General features: G+C 72.7%; 22 protein-coding genes. 6 read left to right on the top strand and 16 right to left on the bottom strand.

The genetic code is table 11. The features are described 5' to 3' along the window. Positions 1–235: 235 nt before the first annotated feature. Positions 236–1,006: an MBL fold metallo-hydrolase gene (locus ACGF3J_RS12155; protein ID WP_393854077.1), complete on the bottom strand. Its 771-nt coding sequence runs from the start codon at positions 1,004–1,006 to the stop codon at positions 236–238. 136 nt (positions 1,007–1,142) lie between these two features. Further along, positions 1,143–1,904, bottom strand: coding sequence for a phosphoglyceromutase (locus ACGF3J_RS12150; RefSeq protein WP_122621099.1), 762 nt, complete (start codon positions 1,902–1,904; stop codon positions 1,143–1,145). 172 nt (positions 1,905–2,076) lie between these two features. Here ACGF3J_RS12150 and ACGF3J_RS12145 point away from each other — a divergent pair, with 172 nt between their 5' ends. Further along, entirely contained in the window at positions 2,077–3,378 is a 1,302-nt protein-coding gene (locus ACGF3J_RS12145; protein WP_393854076.1) for an MDR family MFS transporter, read from the top strand. Between the two features lie 24 nt (positions 3,379–3,402). Here ACGF3J_RS12145 and ACGF3J_RS12140 read toward each other — a convergent pair whose 3' ends face one another. Continuing rightward, complete coding sequence (locus ACGF3J_RS12140; protein ID WP_393854075.1) at positions 3,403–3,870, bottom strand: DUF2000 family protein; 468 nt, start codon at positions 3,868–3,870, stop codon at positions 3,403–3,405. Positions 3,871–3,919: 49 nt separating this feature from the next. Between ACGF3J_RS12140 and ACGF3J_RS12135 the strand changes: the two genes are divergently transcribed. Beyond that, positions 3,920–4,732, top strand: coding sequence for an AraC family transcriptional regulator (locus ACGF3J_RS12135; RefSeq protein WP_393854074.1), 813 nt, complete (start codon positions 3,920–3,922; stop codon positions 4,730–4,732). 7 nt (positions 4,733–4,739) lie between these two features. Here the strand turns inward: ACGF3J_RS12135 and ACGF3J_RS12130 are convergent, their stop codons facing one another. The 4 genes from ACGF3J_RS12130 to ACGF3J_RS12115 form a co-directional block, all read right to left on the bottom strand. Further along, entirely contained in the window at positions 4,740–5,243 is a 504-nt protein-coding gene (locus ACGF3J_RS12130) for a YbjN domain-containing protein (protein ID WP_393854073.1), read from the bottom strand. After that, positions 5,236–6,609, bottom strand: coding sequence for a D-inositol-3-phosphate glycosyltransferase (gene mshA, locus ACGF3J_RS12125; protein WP_161326583.1), 1,374 nt, complete (start codon positions 6,607–6,609; stop codon positions 5,236–5,238). The genes ACGF3J_RS12130 and mshA overlap by 8 nt, the downstream gene beginning before the upstream one ends. A gap of 179 nt (positions 6,610–6,788) precedes the next feature. Further along, positions 6,789–7,310, bottom strand: coding sequence for a TetR/AcrR family transcriptional regulator (locus ACGF3J_RS12120; RefSeq protein ID WP_393854072.1), 522 nt, complete (start codon positions 7,308–7,310; stop codon positions 6,789–6,791). Continuing rightward, on the bottom strand, positions 7,303–7,725 hold the full coding sequence (locus tag ACGF3J_RS12115; RefSeq protein WP_393854071.1) for a DUF4260 family protein: 423 nt from the start codon (positions 7,723–7,725) through the stop codon (positions 7,303–7,305). The genes ACGF3J_RS12120 and ACGF3J_RS12115 overlap by 8 nt, the downstream gene beginning before the upstream one ends. Before the next feature lie 130 nt (positions 7,726–7,855). On the opposite strand from ACGF3J_RS12115, the gene ACGF3J_RS12110 reads away from it, so the two are divergent. From ACGF3J_RS12110 to ACGF3J_RS12100, 3 genes are all read left to right on the top strand, one after another. Beyond that, positions 7,856–8,668, top strand: a complete 813-nt coding sequence (locus ACGF3J_RS12110; protein ID WP_393854070.1) for a class I SAM-dependent methyltransferase — start codon at positions 7,856–7,858, stop codon at positions 8,666–8,668. Positions 8,669–8,882: 214 nt separating this feature from the next. Then, positions 8,883–9,986 carry an NlpC/P60 family protein gene (locus ACGF3J_RS12105; protein WP_393854069.1) on the top strand — a complete coding sequence of 368 codons (1,104 nt, stop codon included), beginning with the start codon at positions 8,883–8,885 and terminating at the stop codon, positions 9,984–9,986. 270 nt (positions 9,987–10,256) lie between these two features. Beyond that, positions 10,257–11,660, top strand: coding sequence for a PP2C family protein-serine/threonine phosphatase (locus ACGF3J_RS12100; protein ID WP_161329820.1), 1,404 nt, complete (start codon positions 10,257–10,259; stop codon positions 11,658–11,660). Between the two features lie 55 nt (positions 11,661–11,715). Here the strand turns inward: ACGF3J_RS12100 and ACGF3J_RS12095 are convergent, their stop codons facing one another. From ACGF3J_RS12095 to ACGF3J_RS12080, 4 genes are all read right to left on the bottom strand, one after another. Beyond that, entirely contained in the window at positions 11,716–12,051 is a 336-nt protein-coding gene (locus ACGF3J_RS12095) for a DUF2516 family protein (RefSeq protein WP_161329821.1), read from the bottom strand. Positions 12,052–12,182: 131 nt separating this feature from the next. Continuing rightward, on the bottom strand, positions 12,183–12,794 hold the full coding sequence (locus tag ACGF3J_RS12090) for a hypothetical protein (RefSeq protein WP_161329822.1): 612 nt from the start codon (positions 12,792–12,794) through the stop codon (positions 12,183–12,185). A 25-nt stretch (positions 12,795–12,819) separates the two neighbouring features. Continuing rightward, a complete protein-coding gene (locus ACGF3J_RS12085) occupies positions 12,820–13,242 on the bottom strand; it encodes a helix-turn-helix domain-containing protein (protein ID WP_393854068.1) in 423 nt (140 codons plus the stop codon). Positions 13,243–13,380: 138 nt separating this feature from the next. Then, positions 13,381–13,740, bottom strand: coding sequence for a helix-turn-helix domain-containing protein (locus ACGF3J_RS12080; RefSeq protein ID WP_161329824.1), 360 nt, complete (start codon positions 13,738–13,740; stop codon positions 13,381–13,383). Positions 13,741–13,845: 105 nt separating this feature from the next. On the opposite strand from ACGF3J_RS12080, the gene ACGF3J_RS12075 reads away from it, so the two are divergent. Further along, on the top strand, positions 13,846–14,739 hold the full coding sequence (locus ACGF3J_RS12075) for an NAD(P)-dependent oxidoreductase (RefSeq protein WP_393854067.1): 894 nt from the start codon (positions 13,846–13,848) through the stop codon (positions 14,737–14,739). 15 nt (positions 14,740–14,754) lie between these two features. Here the strand turns inward: ACGF3J_RS12075 and ACGF3J_RS12070 are convergent, their stop codons facing one another. The 5 genes from ACGF3J_RS12070 to ACGF3J_RS12050 form a co-directional block, all read right to left on the bottom strand. Continuing rightward, a complete protein-coding gene (locus ACGF3J_RS12070; protein WP_393854066.1) occupies positions 14,755–16,818 on the bottom strand; it encodes a HelD family protein in 2,064 nt (687 codons plus the stop codon). A 40-nt stretch (positions 16,819–16,858) separates the two neighbouring features. After that, positions 16,859–17,473: a TetR family transcriptional regulator gene (locus ACGF3J_RS12065; protein WP_393854065.1), complete on the bottom strand. Its 615-nt coding sequence runs from the start codon at positions 17,471–17,473 to the stop codon at positions 16,859–16,861. A gap of 35 nt (positions 17,474–17,508) precedes the next feature. Next, positions 17,509–18,360, bottom strand: a complete 852-nt coding sequence (locus ACGF3J_RS12060) for a hypothetical protein (protein ID WP_237552615.1) — start codon at positions 18,358–18,360, stop codon at positions 17,509–17,511. Between the two features lie 68 nt (positions 18,361–18,428). Next, positions 18,429–20,531 carry a phosphotransferase family protein gene (locus ACGF3J_RS12055; protein WP_393854178.1) on the bottom strand — a complete coding sequence of 701 codons (2,103 nt, stop codon included), beginning with the start codon at positions 20,529–20,531 and terminating at the stop codon, positions 18,429–18,431. Positions 20,532–20,808: 277 nt separating this feature from the next. Continuing rightward, a complete protein-coding gene (locus ACGF3J_RS12050) occupies positions 20,809–21,744 on the bottom strand; it encodes a GntR family transcriptional regulator (RefSeq protein WP_161329829.1) in 936 nt (311 codons plus the stop codon). Between the last annotated feature and the right edge of the window lie 23 nt (positions 21,745–21,767).

The raw sequence follows: 21,767 nt of genomic DNA, 5'->3' as shown, positions 1-21,767 counted from the left end.
TCCCGCCGTCCCACCCGGCCTCCGCCTCTCCGGTCGCAGCACCGGCCGCCGATTGCCCATCCGGCCGCCGTAAGGCTGACGTTTCCAGCGTCCCGCCGATTACCGAGTCATGCAATTTCCAGAGAGCACCACGGCAAACGCGGTGCGGCAGAACAAGGATGACCGGAGTACCCGGGGAGATCGCCGACTGGGACGAACGCGCCCGACCTGTCGGACGCCGTGTGGCAGCCGCGGTCTAGCCGATGGAGAAGGTGGCACCGGGGACGGCGTAGTCGACGGGGCCGTCGAACCGCGCCGAGGCACGCGCCACCGCTTGCTGCGGCGTGAGGAAGCGGCCGACGTGTGTGACGATCAGTCGGCCCGCCCGGGCCGAGCGGGCCGTGTCGCCGGTGTCCTCGGGCGTGTGGTGCACCTGTTCGCCCTCGACTGGTGCCTGCGCGCTGTCGGCCTCGCACAACAGTACGTCGCATCCCTCGGCCAGCTCCGTGAGACTCGGGCACGGTGCCGTGTCTCCGGAGTACACCAGCGACTTGCCCGCCGCCTCGATGCGCACGGCAAAGGCCGACATGCCATGCGACACCGCCCGGCTGGTCAGTCGGAGCGAACCGACGGCCGCCTGATGCCCGTCGTACAACTCGGTTACCGCGAAGGCCGCTTCGATCGGGCTGCGAGCCGGGGTGTTGGTGAGAAATCCGGCCAGCCGCTCGGCGATTCCAGGCGGGCCGTAGAGAGGGATCGGCGCTGCGAGGTGGATGTCCGCGTACAGGGCGCCGTAGTACGCGGTGAGCAGGTCCGCACTGTGGTCGGCGTGCAGATGCGAGATCCAGATCGCATCGAGCTCATCCAGGCGCACATGACGCTGCAGCGGGCCGAGCGTCCCGCTGCCCGCATCCACCCAGATACGGGTGTCCCCGCTCGAGACCAGGTACCCGGAGCACGGATTGTCCACGCTCGGACAGGGCGTCGCGCTGCCCAGAACCGTCAGCTGAAGAAGCTCGGCGCTCATCCCGGGATCCTAGAACACGCGATCCACAGGTCTTGACGATCGATCTCGACGCCGGCGGCCGACGGGCCCAGACACAGCAACAAGCCCCCTACCAGAGGAGAACTCGCGGTGAGGAGGCTTGTTTGCCGGCGTCGGTCTACTTCTTCTTGCCCTGGTTCTTGACCGCCTCGATCGCAGCCGCCGCCGCGTCCGGGTCCAGGTACGTCCCGCCCGGGTTCAGCGGCTTGAACTCGGCGTCGAGTTCGTAGGACAGCGGGATGCCGGTCGGGATGTTCAGGCCCGCGATGTCGGCGTCCGAGATGCCGTCGAGGTGCTTGACGAGGGCGCGCAGCGAGTTGCCGTGGGCGGCGACCAGGACCGTGCGGCCGGTGAGGAGGTCGGGGACGATCGCGTCGAACCAGTACGGGAGCATGCGGACGACGACGTCCTTCAGGCACTCCGTCTGCGGCCGCAGCTCCGGCGGGAGGGTCGCGTAGCGGGCGTCGTCGAACTGGGAGTACTCGGCGTCGCGGTCCAGCGGGGGCGGCGGGGTGTCGTAGGAGCGGCGCCACAGCATGAACTGCTCCTCGCCGAACTCCGCGAGGGTCTGCGCCTTGTCCTTGCCCTGGAGGGCGCCGTAGTGGCGCTCGTTCAGGCGCCAGTGGCGGTGGACCGGGATCCAGTGGCGGTCGGCGGCCTCCAGCGCGAGCTGGGCCGTGCGGATCGCGCGCTTCTGGACGGACGTGTGCAGCACGTCGGGCAGCAGGCCGGCGTCCTTGAGCAGCTCGCCGCCGCGCGTCGCCTCCTTCTCGCCCTTGGGGGTGAGGTTGACGTCCACCCAGCCGGTGAACAGGTTCTTCTCGTTCCACTCGCTCTCGCCGTGGCGGAGGAGGATCAGCTTGTACGGTGCGTCGGCCATGGCTCCGAGCGTAATCGAACCCTCCGGCCACCCGCGCGGGGCGCCCGGTGGGCGGACGGTTGACGGGAAGTGTTAATCCGGTGGCCTCCGGCGGCCCCGGATTCGTAAGTTGTGCGTGCCACTTCAGCCGCTTACATGCCTACACGCTTGCACCATTCCACGGGGGGGTCCCATGTCCGTCGCCGGTCTCAGACGTGCCGCACGGGAGACCGTCTCCGGGCTCCCCCGCGAGTTCTGGTGGCTGTGGACCAGCACCCTGGTCAACCGGCTCGGCGCCTTCGTCGCCACCTTCATGGCGCTGTACCTGACCATCGACCGCGGCTACTCCGCCTCGTACGCCGGTCTGGTCGCCGCCCTGCACGGGCTCGGCGGGGTCGTGTCCTCGGTGGGCGCCGGGGTGATGACCGACCGGCTCGGGCGGCGGCCCACGCTGCTGGTCGCGCAGACCTCGACCGCCCTGTCCGTGGCCGCGCTCGGCTTCGTGCACCACCCCGTCGCCATCGCCGCCGTCGCGTTCGTGGTCGGCATGGCCAGCAACGCCTCCCGGCCGGCGGTGCAGGCGATGATGGCGGACATCGTGCGGCCCGAGGACCGTATCCGCGCCTTCTCGCTCAACTACTGGGCGATCAACCTCGGCTTCGCGATCTCCTCGATGGCGGCCGGGTTCATCGCCGAGGTCAGCTATCTCGCCGGCTTCATGATCGAGGCGGGGATGACCCTCGTCTGCGCCGTCCTCGTCTTCGTGAAGCTGCCCGAGTCACGGCCGCAGCCGCAGGACGGCACCGACACCGCCGGCAAGGAGACCGCCGTCTCGCTCGGGACCGTGCTGCGCGACGGGCGGTACATGAGCGTCGTCGGGCTGTCGTTCCTCGTCGCCGTGATCTTCCAGCAGGGGTATCTGGGGCTGCCGGTCGCCATGGGCGAGGCCGGGTTCACGCCCGCGGACTTCGGCATGGCGATCGCCGTCAACGGCGTGCTGATCGTCGTACTCCAGATTCCCGTCACCCGGTTCATCGAGCACCGTGATCCGCGGTTGCTGCTCGTCGCCTCGTCCCTGCTGGCCGGGTACGGCTTCGGGCTCACCGCCTTCGCCGGGTCGGTCGGCGTCTTCGCGCTCACCGTGTGCGTGTGGACGCTCGCCGAGATCGTCAACGCGCCGACGCAGACCGGGCTCGTCGTCCGCCTCTCCCCGGTGCACGGGCGCGGCCGCTACCAGGGTATGTACACCATGTCCTGGGCCGTCGCCTCGCTCGTCGCCCCGCTGATGTCCGGTTTCGTCATCGACCGCTGGGGCGCCGAGTGGCTGTGGGGCATCTGCGCCGTCGTCGGCACGGTGGCGGCGGGCGGGTACTGGGCGCTGATGCGAGGGTTGCCGACGGAGGATGCGGACGGGGCGGATGGGGCGCAGGTGGCCGCGGCCGCACCCGGAACGCCCTCGCCCGCGAAACCCGAGCCCGAGGTCAGCGCCGCCTGACCGGCACCGGCACCCGCCCCGCCCTCACGGGTGCATCCGCGCCCCCCTCAGCACCTTGTCCACCGCGTTCTTCGGCCCGTACACCGCGAGTCCCACCAGGTCCAGCTCCGCCGTGGGCACGGCCCGCACCGCCGCGCGGTTGTCGCGGTCGTTGCCCGTGGCGAAGAGGTCGGACGTGAAGAGGGCGCGGGGCAGGGCGCGCGACAGCACGCGCGCGTGGGCGTTCGTCAGCGTCTCCTTCGTGCCCTCGAAGACCAGCACCGGCTGGCGGAACATCGGCAGGTGGCCGACGGCGTCCGCGTCCTCGTACGGCTCCCCGATCACCTCGGGGAACTCCTTGCCCAGGCCGCTGACCAGGAAGGCCGTGACGTTCAGGCGCTGCCACGTCTCCAGGTCCTCGCGGAGCAGGACGGCGATCTTGGTGTCGAAGCGGACGGGGGTCTCGGCCTCAGGAGCCTTGGGAGCCCCAGGGGCTGCATCGTGCGTGCTCATACGGTGAGACTGCCGACCCGCACCCCGCCCGGTCTTGTACGTTTTTTGCATGGAAGGCCGGCGGAACGACCAGCGGAGCGTGTCCGCCTGGCGACCCCGCGTCCCGGGCGTCGTGGAGGTGTTCCACGCCCACTACACCGAGTACGCCTACCCGATGCACGTCCACGACGCCTGGACGCTGCTGATCGTCGACGACGGCGCCGTACGGTACGACCTGGACCGGCACGAGCACGGCACCCCGCACGACACGGTGTCGCTGCTGCCGCCGCACGTGCCGCACAACGGCTCCCCCGCGACGCCGGACGGCTTCCGCAAGCGGGTCCTGTACCTGGACGCGTCCCGGCTGGGCGACGAGCTCATCGGGCCGGCCGTCGACGCCCCGGACCTGCGTGATCCGCTGCTGCGCCGCAGGGTCGGGCAGTTGCACACCGCGCTCGCCCTGCCCGGCGACGAGCTGGAGGCGGAGAGCCGGCTGACGTTCGTCGGCGAGCGGCTGCGGTCCCACCTGGTGCCCCGGCACGAGGCGGGCGCGGAGCGCAGGGACCCCGACCTCGCCCGGCGGCTGCGGGAGCTGCTGGACGAACGGGTCGTGGAGGGCATCGGCCTGGCGGAGGCGGCGGCGCTGGTGCCGGCCCATCCGGCGCACCTGGTACGGGCGTTCAGCGGCGCCTACGGCATCGCGCCGCACCAGTACCTGATGTCCCGGCGGGTCGACCGGGCCCGGCGGCTGCTGCTCGCGGGACACGCCCCGGCGGACGTCGCCGGCGTCACCGGCTTCTGCGACCAGGCCCATCTGACCCGGCACTTCAAGCGTCTGGTGGGGGTCACCCCGGGCCGCTACCGCGGCAGCGGCGCACGCTGAGCGGGCGTCACTTCCCGCCGCGCTCGATCAGGTGCTGGAACGCCTCCAGGTTCCGCGTCGACTCCCCGCGCGCGGTGCGCCACTCGTGCTCCTTGCGGATGGCGGACGCGAAGCCCAGTTCCAGCAGGGTGTTGAAGGCACCGTCGGCGGCCTCCAGGACCTGTCCGAGGAGCCGGTCGACCTCGTCGGGGGTGACGGCGGCCAGGGGGAGTTTCGCGGTGACGTAGACGTCGCCGAGGCGGTCGACGGCGTAACCGACGCCGTAGAGCTTGAGGTTGCGCTCCAGCAGCCAGCGGTGGACGGCCGGTTCGTTCTCGTCGGGGTGGCGGATGACGAACGCGTTGAGGGAGAGCGAGTGCCGGCCCAGGAGGAGGGAGACGGTCGTCGACAGCTTGCGGGTGCCGGGGAGTTTGACGACGTAGTTGCCGGGTTCCGGGCTCTCCCATTCGACGTCGGCGTCCTTGAGCGCCGCCTCGAGCACCTCTGCCGTCGTCCCGCGCGCGTCAGCCATGATGCGAGCGTACGCGACGGCGGTGGGCCTGGATCGCGGCCGTGTAGACGTCGGCCGTGGCGGCGGCGGCACTGCCCCAGCCGAAGGACTGGGCGTGCCGGGCGGCGGCGTCGCCCATCCTCGGCGTCAGCTCCGGGTTGTCGGCGAAGTCGCGCAGCACGCGCGCGTACGCGGCGGGGTCGTGGCCCTGGACGAGGCGGCCGGTGAGCCCGTCCCGCACGGCGACCGGGAGGCCGCCGACCGCTGCGGCGAGCACCGGCGTGCCGGCCGCCTGGGCCTCTATGGCGACCAGGCCGAAGGACTCGCTGTACGACGGCATGACCAGCACGGACGCGGCCCGGAACCAGTCGGCGAGCTGCTCCTGCCCGACGGGCGGGCGGAACCGCACCACGTCGGCGATGCCGAGCCGCGCGGCGAGCTTCTGCAGGCCCTCCGGCTTGGCGAGGCCGCTGCCGCTGGGGCCGCCGACGACGGGGACGACGATGCGGGAGCGCAGCTCGGGGCGTTCGTCGAGGAGTACGGCGACGGCGCGCAGCAGCACGTCCGGTGCCTTGAGGGGCTGTATGCGGCCCGCGAAGAGCGGGATCAGCGCGTCCTGGGGCAGGCCGAGGCGGGCGCGGGCGGCGGCGCGGGCGTTGCCGCTGCGGTCCGGGCCGGGGACGGCGCCCTTGGGGAAGGGGCGGAAGCGGTCGAGGTTCACGCCGGGGTGGACGACGGCGACCTTGGAGGGGTCCGCGGCGTAGTGGCGGACGAGTTCGTCGGCCTCCTCCGCGGTGTTGGCGATGAGGCGGTCGGAGGCGGAGACGATCTGGGTCTCGCCGATGACGCGGGCGGCCGGCTCGGGGGTGTCGCCGTCGGCCAGGTTGGCGTTCTTGACCTTGGCCATGGTGTGCATGGCGTGCACGAGCGGGGCGCCCCAGCGCTGGGCGGCGAGCCACCCGACGTGGCCGGAGAGCCAGTAGTGGGAGTGGACCAGGTCGTAGTGGCCGGGGCGGTGTCCGGCCCACGCCTGCATGACGCCGTGGGTGAAGGCGCAGAGCTGGGCGGGCAGCTCCTCCTTGGCCAGTCCCTCGTAGGGGCCCGCGTCGACGTGCCGGACGAGGACGCCGGGGGCGAGCTGGACGGACGGCGGGAGTCCCCCGGCCGTGGCGCGCGTGAAGATCTCGACCTCGATGTTGATCGCGGCGAGGCGCTGCGCCAGCTCCACGATGTACACGTTCATGCCGCCGGCGTCGCCGGTGCCGGGCTGGTGGAGCGGTGAGGTGTGCACGGAGAGCATGGCGACGCGGCGGGGCCTGCGCAGCAGCCGGAGCCGTGGGGAGGCCGCCGGTGAGCGACGCCCGAGCATGCTGACGTACTGGCTCACGAGCCATTCCTCCTCGCTGCGGGCATGCCGGTCGGAGGACACGCGCCGCCCTCCAAGGGGGTGGAACACCGGACGGCCGTGCTCCATTTCCGGTTTCCCGACCTTTGCCGAATCATTACCGGCTGTCGCTCAACCGTTCGAGCAGCGGGCGCGTCCCACACCGTGGGACCGCCGGCGCTCTACCGGCGCAGTGCCCCGACCCCCCGCGCCCAGGCCGCCCCCAGGTCCGCGTCGGCGGGAAACCTGCCGTGGATCTCGAGCACCACCATCCCGTGGGCGAACGCCCAGAACGAGCGGGCCAGGTCCTGGTCCCCACCGCAGACCCGCATCAGCGGCGCCGCGGCCCGGTCTTCCAGGCCGGCCGGGAGGGACGCGCGGGGCAGCGGGCGTTCGGTCATCAGGCAGTACAGGTGGGGGTGGGCCAGCGCGTAGGCCCGGTACGCCTCCGCCAGCGCCGACAGCGAGCCGGGCTCCTTCGCCTCCGCGGCCTCCATGGCATCGCCCGCCTCGCCGAGCGCCTGGACGATCAGCTCGGCCTCGACCGCCTCCTTGTCGGGGAAGTGCTTGTACAGGGAGGGGGCCTTGATGCCGAGGCGGTCGGCGACGGCCCGCAGGGTGAGCGCGGCGGGCCCGGACTCCTCCAGGAGCGTGCGGGCGGCAGCGGCGATCTCCCGGGCCCGGGGGGACAGGCGGTCAGCCACGCTGGTAACCCTCCTTGGTGCGCAGTCCGTAACCGAAGGCGCGATCGTACGAGATGTGCGCGAGCCACCCGCACAGCGCCGCGAACGCGGGCGCCCAGGTCACCGGCGTCACGGTGTGGAGCACCACGAGCGCGAGCGGGACCAGGGCACGGTGGGCGGCGTTGTAGTACGGCACCGCGCGGGGCGTCAGCCGCCCCTTCTCCATGCGGGGCGCGTCGGACAGGCCGCCGAGGAACGTCAGGTCGGGCGCCAGGAAGAAGGCGAAGGCGAGCAGGCCCGCGACCCAGCCGTGATCGACGGCCTCCAGGACGGCGAAGGCCGACCAGAAGAGGGCGCTCAGCAGCCACGCGGTGCGGCCGACGACGGTGCGAGCGGTGACCGCGCGGGCGGCGCGTGCTGGTGCGACCGTGCTCATGGGTGCCTCCCGGGGAGCGAGTGAGCTAACGGCGTTAGCCCTGCCTGAACAGTAAGGCTAACGCCGTTAGCCCGTCAAGGCGCCGGCCGCCCGGAACCACGCCCCCACCCCGCCGCATACCCTCGTACGCATGCCATCTGCCCGCGCCCCCCGCCCCCTGGGCACGGTCACGCGCGGGACCACGAACCCGAACCGCCTGCGCCGCATGGACCGTTGGATCACGGCCACGCACGGCGCCGAACTGCGCCGCGCCACCGACCCCGTCGCCGTCGACCTCGGCTACGGCGCCGCCCCCTGGACGGCCGTCGAGCTGCTGCACCGCCTGCGCACCGTCGCCCCGCACGCGCGCGTGGTGGGCCTCGAGATCGACCCGGCCCGGGTGGCGGCCGCCGAACCGTACGCACGCGCGGGGCTCGTCTTCCGGCACGGCGGCTTCGAGGTGCCCGTCTCCCCGGCCCCGACGCTGATCCGCGCGGCGAACGTGCTCCGCCAGTACGACGAGGACGAGGTCGCCGCCGTCTGGCGGCGGCTGTGCGCGCGGCTCGCGCCGGCCTCCGAGCACTCGCGCGGAGGGCTCCTGGTGGAGGGCACCTGCGACGAGATCGGGCGCCGGCACGTGTGGGTGGCACTGGGTCCCGAGGGGCCCCGCACGGTCACCCTCGCGACCCGCCTCGGCTCCCTGGACCGCCCCTCCGACCTGGCCGAGCGGCTGCCGAAGGCGCTCATCCACCGCAACGTCCCCGGCGAGCCCGTGCACGCCTTCCTGCGCGACTTCGACCGCGCCTGGGCCGCCGCCGCGCCCTACGCCTCCTACGGCGCCCGCCAGCGCTGGATGCGCGCGGTGCGGGACCTGACGGCCGACTGGCCGGTGACGGACGGACCGGCGCGCTGGCGCCAGGGCGAAGTGACGGTGCGCTGGGAGGCGTTGGCGCCGCACGGCTGAACCCGCCGGGCGGCGAGGGCCGGTGGGCCGGGGACACGGGCCCGGCGGGAACGATCTCCGTGCGGCGTTCGTCACACACCGGGGGGAATCGTCGTACGGCGCGGCAGAAGAGGGGAAGCAGGAGGGAAGCGCGGCCTCTGTCGCTTTCCGCGCCGGCATGGCACGATCCCCCGAGCGCTATGTTACTGACGGTTAACCAGTTTGGGGGCGACGTATGCGTACGGGGAAGCATGGCTTGATGACCGCAGCCGTGACCGTGGTCTGCGCGGTCACCGTGCTCGCGGCACCGGGCACCGCGTTCGCGGACCCCGGCCCCACACCGTCACGCGGCACGCCCAGCGCCTCCCCCGCCCCGGACCCCGGGCGCGCCAAGGACCTGGAGGCCGTGCGCAAGAAGCTCGACTCGCTCTACCGCGCGGCCGCCCTGGCCACGGACGAGTACAACGCCGCCGAGGAGAAGGCCGAGAAGCAGAACGCCGAGATCGTCGAGCTGGCCAAGAAGATCGTCAAGGGCCAGGAGAAGCTGGACCGGCTCAAGGACCGCGCCGGCGCCGCGGCCCGCGCCCAGTACCGCACCGGCGGCCTGCCCGACGAGGCCAAGCTGATGCTCAGCGACGACCCGGGCGACTTCCTGGACGGCAGCGGCCGCGTGCTCCAGGGGCAGCGGGCGACCAAGGGCCTGCTCGGCGAGTTGTCCCGCGCGCAGGAGGACCTGAAGACCTACGCGGCGGACGCCTCCGCCCGCTTCAAGAAGCTCGAGGCGAACCGCAAGACCAAGGCCACCGCCCAGAAGAAGATCGAGAAGCAGATCGCGGCGGCCGAGAAGCTGGAGTCCGAGCTGGCCAAGGAGGAGAAGGAGCGCCTCGCCAAGCTGGAGCGGGAGGCCCAGGCCAAGGCCCAGACCGCGTGGCTCGACTCCGGCATCCTCAAGGACCTCGACCGCGAGGCGACCGAGCGGGGCCGGAAGGCGGTCGAATACGCCACCGCCCAGATCGGCAAGCCGTACCAGTGGGGCGCCGAGGGCCCCAGGTCCTACGACTGCTCCGGTCTGACCTCCCAGGCCTGGATCGCGGCCGGGCAGACGATCCCGCGCACCTCGCAGGAGCAGTGGAAGCAGCTGACGCGCGTCGACGTCGAGGACATGCGCCCCGGCGACCTGATCATCTACTTCGACGACGCCAGCCACGTCGGCATGTACGTCGGCGACGGCTCCGTCGTGCACGCCCCGCGCCCGGGGCGCTCGATCACGATCGCCGGAGCGGGCACGATGCCGATCCTCGGGGTGGTCCGGCCGGACCCGGCGACACCGGATCAGTGACGCGGGCCACGTGCCACGCGCCGGGGACGTGAAGCGGGCCACGTGACCCACCGCACGCCCGGCGCACCCCCCGCGTGACGTTCGTCATCCCCGGTCGGGGGGCGACCTGTCCAACTGCGGCCGATAACGCGGCATATGACAGTGGCCGATGGCGGACCGGCGTGTGCTGGACCATTCCGCAGCGGCGCCGTCACCCGTTATGGTCCCCGTCGGTGGGTCGAGGTCCCTCGCCCCGCCATGCCCTCGGGGGGAGGGAAGGAAACCAAGACAATGCCCGTACCCGTACCGCGGCAGAGGGCGATCCCGGCCGTGGAGTGTGGTCAGGCGCCCGCCGCGTCCCCGGACAGCGGCCCTTCCAAGGAACAGGCCCCGCCCGGGACGAACCCGGCCGACAACCCCACCAGTCAGCGAGAGAACACGACGGAGAAGAGCGAGAACCCCACCAGCCGCCGTGGGAGCACCATCCCCACGAACCTGACGCTGCTGCTGATCGAGGACGATCCGGCCGGCTCGCCGCTCGTGCCCGACCTGATCGACCAGACCGGCAAGCCGATCCGCGTCCGCACCGCCCGCAACCTCACCGAGGCCGAGCGGCTGCTGACCGACGACGTCCACTGCATCCTGCTGGACCTCGCCCTGTCGGCTCCCGCCCCGGCCCGCGCCGGCGCGGACACCGACGGCGACGGGAGCGGGGAGGGCCACGACGAGCTGGCGGTGCTCAGGCACGTACTGGAGCTGGCGCCCCGGCACGCCGTGCTCGCGCTCACCTCCTCCAGCGACGCCGAGCGCGGCGCGGAGGCCGTGGCGGTCGGCGCCCAGGACTACCTGTTCCGCGACGAGCTGGACGGCCGTCTGCTGAGCCGGGCGATCCGGTACGCCGTGGAGCGCAAGCGGTCCGACTCGGCGGAGCGGCGTCTGGCCGAGGGACGGCTGCGGGCGCAGGAGAACCGCCGTCTCGAGCGCGGCCTGCTGCCGACCCCGCTGCTCGCGGGCTCCTCGCTGCGTTTCGCCGCCCGCTACCGCCCGGGCCGTTCCCGGGCGCTGCTCGGCGGTGACTTCTACGACGTCGTGCGCACTCCCGACGGCACCGTGCACGCCATGATCGGCGACGTCTGCGGGCACGGCCCGGACGAGGCGGCGCTCGGCGTGGAGCTGCGGATCGCGTGGCGTGCGCTGACGCTGGCGGGGCTCTGCGGCGACGAGCTGCTCGGCACCCTCCAGCAGGTGCTGGAGCACGAGCGCGCCGACGACGAGATCTTCGCGACGCTGTGCGCGGTGGACATCTCCCCGGACGGCCGCCGGGCCGGTCTGTGCCTGGCCGGGCACCCGTCCCCGCTGGTCGCCGCCCCGGGCAGGCCCGCACGGCTGCTGCCGTACGACAACAACGGCCCGGCGCTGGGTCTGCTGCCGGGTGCCCGCTGGCCGCGGATGCAGGTGGAGCTGGGTGCCGAGTGGAGCCTGATGCTCTACACCGACGGCCTGATCGAGGGCCACATCGGCGAGGGCCGGGAGCGGCTGGGCCAGGACGGCATGGTGGAGATGGTCCGCCGCCAGTTCGCCGAGGGGCTGCAGGGCGAGCAGTTGCTGCGGGCGACCGTCAACGAGGTGCGCGAGCTGAACGGCGGCGAGCTGGCGGACGACCTGGCGGTGGTCCTGCTGGACCGGACGGCCTGAGCCGCCCGGTCCCGGTGACCGCGCGCCGCGCGGGGGTGGAGCCCGGTCAGGCCCGTCAGCGGCCGCCGTTGTACGGGCCGTAGGGGCCGTCGCTGCTGGAGCCGCGGCGGCTGCTGCGGCCGCCGCCCGGCAGTCCGCGCAGCGCCGGCCGCACGTCGACCATGTACACGATGGTCGCGATGAGGCCGATGATCGGCAGGAACGACAGGATGTTGAAGATCAGGTTCACCACGAAGGCGAGCCCGAGGATGATCAGCCAGAAGGGCTTGGTCTTCTTGTCGGCCGCGCGGTAGGCGTCCTCGCGGCGCGTGGCGGCGTCGATCAAAGCGAAGCCGCTGAAAAGGATCAGGGCGATGCTCAGCAGCCACATGAAGCCTGCGAAACCCTGCATCAGCACAACGTCCACCACCAGACTCGGGTCGTCATTACGCGGTCACCGTACCCGCAGGCGGTCACCGTACCCGTAGAACGGGCCGGACACCCCAAGGGTGCCCGGCCCGCTCCGGATGACCGCGTCCCCGCCTACTTGGCCGGCGGGGTCGTCTTCTTGGCGGCGGGGGCCTTCTTGGCCGGGGCCTTGCGCGGAGCCGGGGTCTTCTTCGCGGCGGCGGCCTTGTCGTCCGTGACCCGGACGGGCTCGGCCGGGGCGGGCTTGGGCTTCGCCGGCTCGACGGCGACGGCCAGCTCCTCCACCTCCTCGGCGATGTCCTCGATGCCGTCGGCGGCCTGGCCGCGCCAGGTGCGCACCGCGTGCTCGCCGCGCTCGGCGACCTTCTCGTAGGTCTCGCGGGCCTTGACGGCGTACTCGGCGGCCACGCCGACCGAGCGCAGCGCGAGGTCCTGGGCGCTCTCGCCGAGCTTCTTGAAGTCGGCGTCGAGGTTGCCGAACAGCTCGTTGGCCTTGGCCTGGAGGGTGCCCTGGGTCTCCTTGACGCGGGCGGTCGCCTTCTCCTGGACGGCCTTCGGGTCGGTGTTGCGCACGGCGTCGATACGCGCCGGCGCCTCGGTGCGCAGCTGCTCCACCAGCACCGGCACCTTCTTGGCTTGCTGGAAGGCCAGGTCGGCGGTGCCCGCCGCGAAGTAGAGCGGGGTGGGGTCGCTGAGGGTCTTGCGCAGGTCGTCGGTGATGGCCATGGTGCTGGTCCTCCGGAATGACGTATTACTGAGGGTTTTTTGGTGCTTCGGCGGTCGGCGGGCCCGGTATGACGGAGCCCTCGCCGTCCGCCTCGGTCCCGAACCCGTTCTCCCTGCGGAACGACTCGTAGACCTGGAGCAGGACTTGCTTCTGTCCCTCGTTCAACGAGGGGTCGGCGAGGATGACCGCGCGCGTCTCCACGTCGTCCCGGTCCCGCTCGGCGTCGAGGATCCCCGCGCGGACGTACAGCGTCTCGGCGGAGATGCGCAGCGCCTTGGCGACCTGCTGGAGCACCTCCGCGCTCGGCTTGCGCAGCCCGCGCTCGATCTGGCTCAGGTACGGGTTGGACACGCCCGCGGCATCGGCGAGCTGCCGCAACGACAGCTGCGCGTTGCGCCGCTGCTCGCGCAGGTACTCACCGAGATTGCCGACGTTGAGCGAGGCCATGCCTCCACCATGCACGACCCTGCTAACTATTGCAAGCACACTGCTTGCAATAGTGAGCCGTCCGGCCCACGCACCCACTTTTTTGTGCGTACTTGGCAGCGGCGCCCACCGCGCCGAAGCTGATGAGGCGGGGGGACGTCAGGAGGTCGCGCGGGCGGCGGCGTCCGGCCCGGCCTGCCTGGCCATGCGCCGGTAGCCCCAGTCGGAGAGAGGAGAGAGAGCCTCGGCGAGATCACGGCCGAACCCGGTGAGGGAGTACTCGGTCTTCAGCGGAAGCACGTCGTACACCCGCCGGTCCACGAGCCCGTCCGCCTCCATCTCGCGCAGCGCCTGGGTCAGCACCTTCTCGCTGAGGCCGGGCACCAGCCGCCGCAGTTCGGCCGGGCGGCGCGGGCCGGACTCCAGCAGCCACAGCAGCGTGGTCTTCCACCTGCCCTCGATCACGGCGATCGCGGCGGCCACTCCGCAGACGTTCGCGTCCTGACGTCGGTGCGCCATGCCGTACCCCTTCCGTCGGCCCTCGGCCGTCAACCGCCGCGGCGGCACGTGCGACACGACCCTTCACGTACACCAATTTCTCATTACATTACGGGAGTTCAGCCAATGACCACGCACACCGGCCAGTCCGCCGCCGCCGTCACCGTTCTCGGGCTCGGCCCCATGGGCCGGGCACTGGCCGCCGCGTTCCTGGACGCCGGACTGCACACCACCGTCTGGAACCGCACCCCGGGCCGGGACGGCGACCTCGCCGCCCGCGGCGCGGCCGTGGCGGCGTCGGCCGAGGAGGCGGTCGCCGCCTCGCCGCTGACCGTCGTCTGCGTGGTGAACTACGACGCCTCGGACGCCGTACTGCGCCAGGAGCCCGTCGCCGCCGCGCTCAAGGGCCGTACGGTGGTGAACCTGAGCGCCGACACCCCCGAGCGCGCCCGGGACACGGCCGGGTGGGCCGGTCGGCACGGCGTCCGCTACCTGGACGGCGCGATCATGACCCCGACGCCGACCATCGGCACGGACGACGCGGTGTTCCTGTACAGCGGTGCCGAGGAGCTGTACCGGGAGCACCTGCCCGTGCTGGCGGCGCTCGGCGGCGGCCACACCCACCTGGGCGAGGACGCCGGGCGGGCCGCGGCCTACGACGTCGCCCTGCTCGACATCTTCTGGACGGCGATGGCGGGCTACGCGCACGCGCTCGCGGTGGCCCGGGCGGAGGGTGTCACGGGCGCCGAGCTCGCCCCCTTCGCGCAGGGCATCGCCGCGATCCTGCCGCCGCTGTTCACCGAGTTCGCCGCCGACACCGACGCCGGTACGTACTCGGGCGACCTGAACCCGATCACCTCGGCCGTGTCGACGATGGCGCACATCGTGCACGCCTCCGAGGCGCACGGCATCGACGCGAGCGTGATGCGCGTGATCGAGGGGCAGGCCCGGCGGGTCATCGCGCTCGGGCACGGCACGGACGGGTACACCCGGGTCGCGGACGTGATCACCCGGCGCTGACTCCCGTACCGGCGTTCAGAAGGGGAGGGGCCGCCCGTGCACCACGTCAAGCCGGGACACCGCGCGGGTGAGCACCACGTAGAGGCGGTGCAGGCCACGTCCCGAGGGGCCCTCCGCCTCCGCGATCGCCGCCGGTTCGACGGCGACGACGTGGTCGTACTCAAGGCCCTTGACGACGCTCGCGGGCAGCAGGGCCGCCCGGGCGCCGGGCACCTCCGGGCCGGCCGTTCCGATCCCGGCCGCGTCGAGGGCCTCCCGCAGGCGGGGCACGTCCGCGTCGGCGGCGACGACACCCACCGAGCCCTCCCGGGTGAGCGCGTGCCGTACGGCGTCCACGACCGCCCCCGGCACCGCGCCGGGCGCCACCTCGCGCAGGGTCAGCTCGCCGTCCCCGCGCAGTGAACGGGCCGGCGGTACGTCCACGTCCAGCCGGGCCAGCAGCCGGTTGGCGAGGCCCACGACCTCACGGGGCACCCGGAACCCGGTGGTCAGCGGCACCACGGCGGCGTCCGGCCGGCCGAGGTGGGCGAGGGTCCCGGCCCAGGACCGCGCGGTCCAGGGCGTGGTGCCCTGGGCGAGGTCGCCGAGGACGGTGAGCGAGCCGAAGGCGCAGCGGCGGGCAATCGCCCGGCACTCCATCGGGGAGAGGTCCTGCGCCTCGTCGACGACGATGTGGCCGTAGCCCTCGGGGTGCTCGAGGAGCCCGGCCACCTCGTCGAGCAGGACCAGGTCGGCTGCGGACCAGCGCGCCGACTTCCACGACCGCGGCGCCCCCGTGGGCCACAGCAGCGCCCGCTGCTCGTCGTCGTCCAGCAGCCCGTCGGCGGCCCGCGCCAGCGCGCCGGGGTCGCCGAGCAGCCGCGCGACGACCTCCTCCGGACGCACCCGGGGCCACACCGCGTCGAGGTGGGCGCCGACCGGCCGGGCCCGTTCGACGCGGCGCACCCAGGCGTGCGGGCGGGGTCCGGCGCGCCGTTCGGCCTGGTCCTGGACGTACCGCACGATCCGGGCGCGCACCCGCTCGCGCCCCACGGTGTACGGCGGCTCCTCCTCGCGCACGTCCGCGACGATCCGGGTCAGCGCCTCGGCCGGGACGCGCCAGCGGTAGGACCCGTCCGGCACGACGAGGTCGCCGGCCGCCTCGGGCGCCACGCGCGCGTACAGGGCGCGGCGCAGCACCTCGGCCGTCCGGGCGTCGTGCTTGACGGCGGCGGTCCGCTCGCCGTCGGTGCCGGTGACCGGGTGCCGGGCGATCTCCGCCGGGAGGGTGGACTGCCGTACGCCGGTCTCACCGAGGGCGGGGAGCACCTCGGCGATGTAGGAGAGGAAGGTGGGGTTGGGGCCGAGGATCAGCATGCCGCCGCGCCGGATGCGCTGCGGGTGGGTGTAGAGCAGGTACGCGGCCCGGTGCAGGCCGACGGCGGTCTTGCCGGTGCCCGGGGCGCCCTGGACGCAGACGGTGGTGGTGAGGCCGGCCCGGACGAGGTCGTCCTGCTCGGGCTGGATGGTGGCGGCGATGTCCCGCATGGGCCCGACGCGGGGCCGCTCGATCTCCCGGGCGACGAGGGCACTGGCCCGGGACTCGCCCCGCCCGAGGTGCTCGTCCTCCAGCCCGGTGAGGTCGGCCGAGTCCCCGCGGCTGCCGGGCGCCCACCCGAAACGGCGGCGGACGGCGACGCCCCGGGGGTCGCCGGCGGTGGCCTGGTAGAAGGCGCGGGAGACGGGGGCGCGCCAGTCGACGACAAGGGGCGGGGAGGCGGGATGCTCGCTGATCCGCAGCCGCCCGAGATGCAGCACCCGCGCCTCGGCCTCCGACGCCTCTGCGTCCGCCTCCGCCTCCGCGAAGTCCAGCCGCCCGAAGAACAGCGGGCCCTCGGGCAGCTCGCGCAGTTCCTTGGCCCGGCTGCGCAGCCGGTACCCCAGCACCTCGGCGTCGGCGCCGGAGGCGGAGACGTCCTCTCCGGTGACGACGTGCTCCCGGGCCCCGTCGATCATGGCGGCGAGGACGTCCCGGCAGTGCTCGTGGTGGGCGCGTTCGAGGGCGAGGGCGTGCTGGCGGGCGGGTTCGGTCGACGTCATTCCAGCAACCGTACTGGATAACGTAACCGAGTTACATTCCTTACCGAGTAACAGTAAGCCCCGGCAGCCCGGCCGCCAGCGCTCCGAACGCCCGCTCCGCCGCCGCCACCGCGTCCGGCCGCACGTCCGCCACCCGTGCCCCGGCCGCGATCCGCCGCCAGTTCTCCAGCGCCAGGATCCGCTGTACGGCGATGATCTGACCGGCGGCCAGCCGGGCCTCCAGATCACCGCCGAGCACCCGCGCGAGGGCGGCCTCGGACCGCTCGAGCTGCGTGTGCATCCGGGCGACGAGGGCGGGCGTGCCGTAGAGCAGCCGGTGGAAGTCGAGTACGGCGGGATGGTCGTTGAGCCCGGTCACCGGGTCGCCCTGCTCCAGACCCGCCAGGAAGTGGAGCCGCAGCGCGTCGAGCGGATCCGGCCCCTGCCCCGCGACCCGCGCCGCCTCGTCCTCGTGGTCGGCGATGCGGTGCAGGACGAGGTCCTCCTTCGCCGGGAAGTACCGGAAGAGCGTCGGCTTGGACACCTCGGCCGCGGCGGCCACCTCCGCGACGGACACCGCGTCGAACCCCTTCTCCAGGAAGAGCCCGACGGCGACGTCCGACAGCACCTGCAACGTCCGCTGCCTCTTCCGCTCCCGCAGCCCGCTCTCCACCATGCGACGACCCTACGCCGGGGGTCCCGCCGACCCGCTCACGCGGCGGCCGCCGCACGCCAGGGAGGTGTCGCCGCCAGGCCCCACAAGCTGTCGAAGTGCCGGTTCCAGGTGGCCAGGACGGCCTTGGCGTCGTCGCCGCCCTCCTGGGACCAGACCGTGAGGTCGGTGCGGTAGCCCTTGGGGTCGTAGTACTCCGGATCGGTGCTGCGCAGGACGGTCCGCGCGGTCACGTCGTAGAGCCCGTGCAGGACCAGCTCCCGGTTGAAGACGCAGACCTTGTCCGTGGGTATGCCGGGGTGCAGGCGGTACTCGCAGTGAGCCGTCACCCTGCCGAGCCGGGACAGTCGCTCCGCCAGCACCGAGAGCGTCTCGTCGTACTCCCGGCACTTCTCCTCGAGCCGCTTGCGGAAGTCCGGGTCGTCCACCGGCCTGCCGCCCTCGCCGACCCTCGACGGAACGGTCATGGGCCGCCCGAAGTCGGGGATGAGGAACCGCACGTTCACGTGCCGGATCGGTCCGGGGTCCTCCAACAGCCCTTCCAGGCGGTGGTAGAGCTCGTTGTACAGGGTCTCCCCGGTGTATCCGAGAAAGCCGATCTCCACGGTGCGGGCCCGGAAGGCCTCGCTCACGAACGTGCCCAGCTCCCGGGACTCGACCTGCGCACGCGCGGGCAGCCGCAGCGACGACGCCAGGTCCTTCACCGACTCGTACAGCACGTAGCCCACCAGGCTGAGCAGCGCGCCTCCCAGGAAGGCCTTGTCCTCCAGGGCGTCGCCGATCGGCTTGACCAGCTGTGCGCTGACACCGACGACGAAGAGGCCGAGGAGCAGGGTCCGGGTCACCGTCGGCTCGTAACGGGCCTGCAGCCGCCGGAAACGCTGCGCCATTCCCTCGGAATCCGTCCTGCCCGCCCTGCCGGACATACGCGGCCCCCCGCCGTCGCGTCGGGAGCGGCTCAGACGTCCGCCGGGAACCTGGCCGCTCGTGACCCCCCATGGTCGCCGTGGGGCAACGCGCGGGCAAGGTAGGGATTGGCCATGGACTTGTCCGGCAGGCCCAGGGCCGCGGTGGCCTCGGCGAGGGTCATGGCGTAGGTCTGGACGGCGCGTTTGACGTTCGGGGCGCCCAGACTCACGCCGGTCACCAGACGGTCGAGGTCGACGTAGGCCGAACGGACGGTCTCGATCCACCGGTACACCCGCCAGTCGTCCCGCCAGTGATGGGTGCAGTCGGGCGGGAGCAGGCGCTCCCAGCGGCGGAACATCCGGTCGCGGATCTCCGGCCGGGTGGGCGTGAGATGCATGTGGCGGACCAGGTCGTACAGGGGGTCGCCCACCATCGCCATCTCCCAGTCGATGAGCGTCAGTCCGCCGCCGTCCGGGCGACGCACCAGGTTCCACGGGTTGAGATCGCCGTGCAGCAGTACGGGACGCCGTCGGCTCAGGGTGTGGCGGGCGAGGATCTCGGCGAGTCGCACGTTGCCCGGCAGACCCAGTTCGCGGGCGAGTTCCATCGTGGCCTTGGGCAGCTCACTCACCAGGCGGACCAGCTCGCTGCGCAGCCACGGGTAGAAGGCCGCCCCCTTCAGCGGGTCCAGCCCCCCGCATCCCACCCGGGTCAGCTCGCCCAGCTGGTCCACGAGATCGTCCGCCTCGTACGGCCGCAGCCCGTGCGCGGGGTGTTCCGGCGGGGCGAAGCCGTTCGCCGGCCCCTCGTAGGAGTGGATGGCGAACGGTTCGCGCAAGCCGCTCCTGCCCAGGGCCAGCACGCGCGGAGCCTTGACGCGGGCCCCGGAGTTCTCGATCTCCCTCAGGACGGCGTGTTCGCTGAGGAACCTGCGCTCCCGGGAGTCCGCGGCGCCCACCTTGCGGCGCACCACGACCGGGAAGTCGATGCCCTCGACGTCCACGGCGGTGTTCAGATGGGCCGTGCCCTTGAACACCCGGTCGGCGGAGGCGGCGCCCTCCTCCAGCAGCGCACGGTTGACGGCCCACAGCGGGAAGTCGCTGCGGACCGGGAGCCGGGAGTCGCGCTGCCACACGATCTGGGACAGCTTCCGTTCGCGGCTGGACCGCACCCCCCGGGACTCGTGCCACCGGAAGAGGATGCGCTCGATGGCCGGCTCGTCCGGCACGCTCTTGAGGCGCAACGGTTCTTCGGCCGCCAGCAGCGCCCTGCGCACCGCCCGGGTCGCGGCGTCCAGGTCGCGCTGGTCGAAGGAGTCCCCCAGTGACTTCGCCGCCCGCATGACGTCCGGATAGACCGACTGGGCCCGCTCGAAGGCCACGTAGTGCCTCAGATCCCGGTCCAGGCCGTTGACCGCCTTGCCGCGACGCTCCCCCATCACCTTGCGCCAGGCCTCGACGACCTCCGGCCACTGGTGGTCGGGGTAGCGCATCCGCACCAGGTGCGTGGCGAGGTCGTGCAGGGGGTCGCCGTAGCTGGCCAGCTCCCAGTCGACGCAGATCAGCGGCGGGTCCCCGGCGTAGGAGACGATCACGTTGTCGCGGTGCAGGTCCGTGTGGACCAGGCTGAACGGACGGCTGACCAGCGTGGGCACCCGCTCGGCGAACCGGACCAGGGCGTCCTCCGGAATGCCCAGCATGGCGAACAGGCCCCCGAAGTCGGCCCGGTTGCGCCGCCTGATCTGCTCGTCCGCCGCGAATGCCAGCGCCCTGAGGAAGGCCCCGCCGTCCCGACTCGACCGCGGCCAGTACGCGGGCAGCGGCGGCAGGTGCTGCCGGCGTACCTGTGTCATGTCCGCCAGCAGCCCGGCCAGGGCGACGATCAGGTCGTAGTCGACCGGCGTGTCGTTGGGGCAGATGCTCGACAGGGGCACGCCCTCGACATAGCTGAGGACGACGACGTCGCGGTGTTTGGCCAGGCAGCGCGGGACGTTGTGCAGCACCCCCCAGATCCGGTTGAGCAGGTCGGCCTCGTCCTGCCAGGTGCGGATCACCACCGGCAGCGCCGAGGGGATGCGCTTGCGTACGGTGACCCGCGCGCCGCGCTCGGCGGCGACCAGCCTGGAGTCCCCCTCGGTCAGCGGCCGCACCATGTAGTTCAGGTTGTGGTGCCCCCGGCCGAACTTCCCGAGCGCCGTCGCCGAGGCGAGGAACCGGTCGAACGCGTCGTCCGCCGCCCGCTCCAGCGCCGGATTGCCAAGCGGGGAGGGACGACTCACAGAGTGCTCCAGGAGGGACGTGCCACGCGCCAGATCTTCGCCGCGACGAAGAAAGTGGCCACACAGTACAGCCACGTCCCACGGTCCGCTGTGAGTACTCCAGTATTCGGGACGCCCAGGGGCAACTCGGGTGACCGGAACGGGCGAACCACTACTCCCGATGGACGTTCGCCGGTCGGACCGGGTCGGCCAGCAGCTTCCAGCACGAGTCGAACCAGGCCTGCATGCTCTGCACGAACAGCGAGCCCGCCGAGCCCGCGTCCCCCTCGTCGTGCACGTGCCGGGTCAGCACCGAGCCCAGGCCCAGGACGTCCAGTGCCTCGACCTCGGTGCCGTCGTCCAGCAGGAGGGTGCGCTCGACCACCTCGTAGGGGCCGTAGAGGGCCTCGGCCTCGGGCCGCAGGTAGAGCTTGAAGGCGGGCACCAACGGCACGTGCCGGACCTCCACGTCCACGGACGGCACCAGCCCCTCGGTCCGCAGATCGTTCAGGGCGGCCCGCAGCGAGGTGGTGTGCCGGTCCGTGATGTTGCGGAGCCGGCGCTGCAACCGCGCCCGCAGCCTCGCCGCCTCCTCCTGGCGGTCCGCGGCGTCCACGGCCTCCTTCGGGCGCGGGTACGGCAGCTCCAGTCCCTCCGAGGGCAGCAGCATGCGCAGGGTGATGCCGGCGGGCTCGATCTCCCCCGCCCGGATCCGTTCCGCCTGGAGCCGGATGTGCGCGTCCAGGCTCTCCGAGGTCAGGGTGAAGACGTCCAGCCGCACGTCCGGCCGGTCGAAGGCGCGTGCGACGAAGGGGCCGAGCGAGACCCGTACCGGTGCCGGCTCCGTCTTCGGGCGGACCGCCGCGTGGATGGGGAGCTTGATCACCCGGGTCCCGCTGCCCTGCCGGGACTCGACCCAGCCCTCCGACTTCAGCTCGCCGAGCACCCGCTGCACGGTGTCGCGGGAGACGCCGAACTCGCCGGCCAGCTCGCGCTGGGCAGGGAGGGTCGCGTGCAGTCCGTAGGTGCCGTCGGCCAGTTGCTCGCGCAGCGCCTCCAGGACGCGCTCGAACTCCTTGCCGCCTCCCTCACCGCGTTCCGCGCTCATGCAGCGACCGTACCGCCGGGCAC

The organism is Streptomyces sp. NPDC048171 (assembly GCF_043202655.1).
Lineage (GTDB): Bacteria > Actinomycetota > Actinomycetes > Streptomycetales > Streptomycetaceae > Streptomyces.
This window is presented reverse-complemented; position numbering and strand designations above follow the sequence as displayed.

Coding starts and splice junctions, on each gene's coding strand:
- ACGF3J_RS12090 (WP_161329822.1), bottom strand. CDS start 12,794: ATGGCCATCACCGACGACCTGCGCAAGACCCTCAGCGACCCCACCCCG.
- ACGF3J_RS12135 (WP_393854074.1), top strand. CDS start 3,920: ATGGAAGGCCGGCGGAACGACCAGCGGAGCGTGTCCGCCTGGCGACCC.
- ACGF3J_RS12140 (WP_393854075.1), bottom strand. CDS start 3,870: ATGAGCACGCACGATGCAGCCCCTGGGGCTCCCAAGGCTCCTGAGGCC.
- ACGF3J_RS12145 (WP_393854076.1), top strand. CDS start 2,077: ATGTCCGTCGCCGGTCTCAGACGTGCCGCACGGGAGACCGTCTCCGGG.
- ACGF3J_RS12115 (WP_393854071.1), bottom strand. CDS start 7,725: ATGAGCACGGTCGCACCAGCACGCGCCGCCCGCGCGGTCACCGCTCGC.
- ACGF3J_RS12060 (WP_237552615.1), bottom strand. CDS start 18,360: ATGGCGCAGCGTTTCCGGCGGCTGCAGGCCCGTTACGAGCCGACGGTG.
- ACGF3J_RS12085 (WP_393854068.1), bottom strand. CDS start 13,242: ATGGCCTCGCTCAACGTCGGCAATCTCGGTGAGTACCTGCGCGAGCAG.
- ACGF3J_RS12100 (WP_161329820.1), top strand. CDS start 10,257: ATGCCCGTACCCGTACCGCGGCAGAGGGCGATCCCGGCCGTGGAGTGT.
- ACGF3J_RS12105 (WP_393854069.1), top strand. CDS start 8,883: ATGCGTACGGGGAAGCATGGCTTGATGACCGCAGCCGTGACCGTGGTC.
- ACGF3J_RS12150 (WP_122621099.1), bottom strand. CDS start 1,904: ATGGCCGACGCACCGTACAAGCTGATCCTCCTCCGCCACGGCGAGAGC.
- ACGF3J_RS12095 (WP_161329821.1), bottom strand. CDS start 12,051: ATGCAGGGTTTCGCAGGCTTCATGTGGCTGCTGAGCATCGCCCTGATC.
- ACGF3J_RS12110 (WP_393854070.1), top strand. CDS start 7,856: ATGCCATCTGCCCGCGCCCCCCGCCCCCTGGGCACGGTCACGCGCGGG.
- ACGF3J_RS12055 (WP_393854178.1), bottom strand. CDS start 20,531: ATGGTGCGGCCGCTGACCGAGGGGGACTCCAGGCTGGTCGCCGCCGAG.
- ACGF3J_RS12075 (WP_393854067.1), top strand. CDS start 13,846: ATGACCACGCACACCGGCCAGTCCGCCGCCGCCGTCACCGTTCTCGGG.
- ACGF3J_RS12130 (WP_393854073.1), bottom strand. CDS start 5,243: ATGGCTGACGCGCGCGGGACGACGGCAGAGGTGCTCGAGGCGGCGCTC.
- ACGF3J_RS12050 (WP_161329829.1), bottom strand. CDS start 21,744: ATGAGCGCGGAACGCGGTGAGGGAGGCGGCAAGGAGTTCGAGCGCGTC.
- ACGF3J_RS12065 (WP_393854065.1), bottom strand. CDS start 17,473: ATGGTGGAGAGCGGGCTGCGGGAGCGGAAGAGGCAGCGGACGTTGCAG.
- ACGF3J_RS12080 (WP_161329824.1), bottom strand. CDS start 13,740: ATGGCGCACCGACGTCAGGACGCGAACGTCTGCGGAGTGGCCGCCGCG.
- ACGF3J_RS12155 (WP_393854077.1), bottom strand. CDS start 1,006: ATGAGCGCCGAGCTTCTTCAGCTGACGGTTCTGGGCAGCGCGACGCCC.
- ACGF3J_RS12070 (WP_393854066.1), bottom strand. CDS start 16,818: ATGACGTCGACCGAACCCGCCCGCCAGCACGCCCTCGCCCTCGAACGC.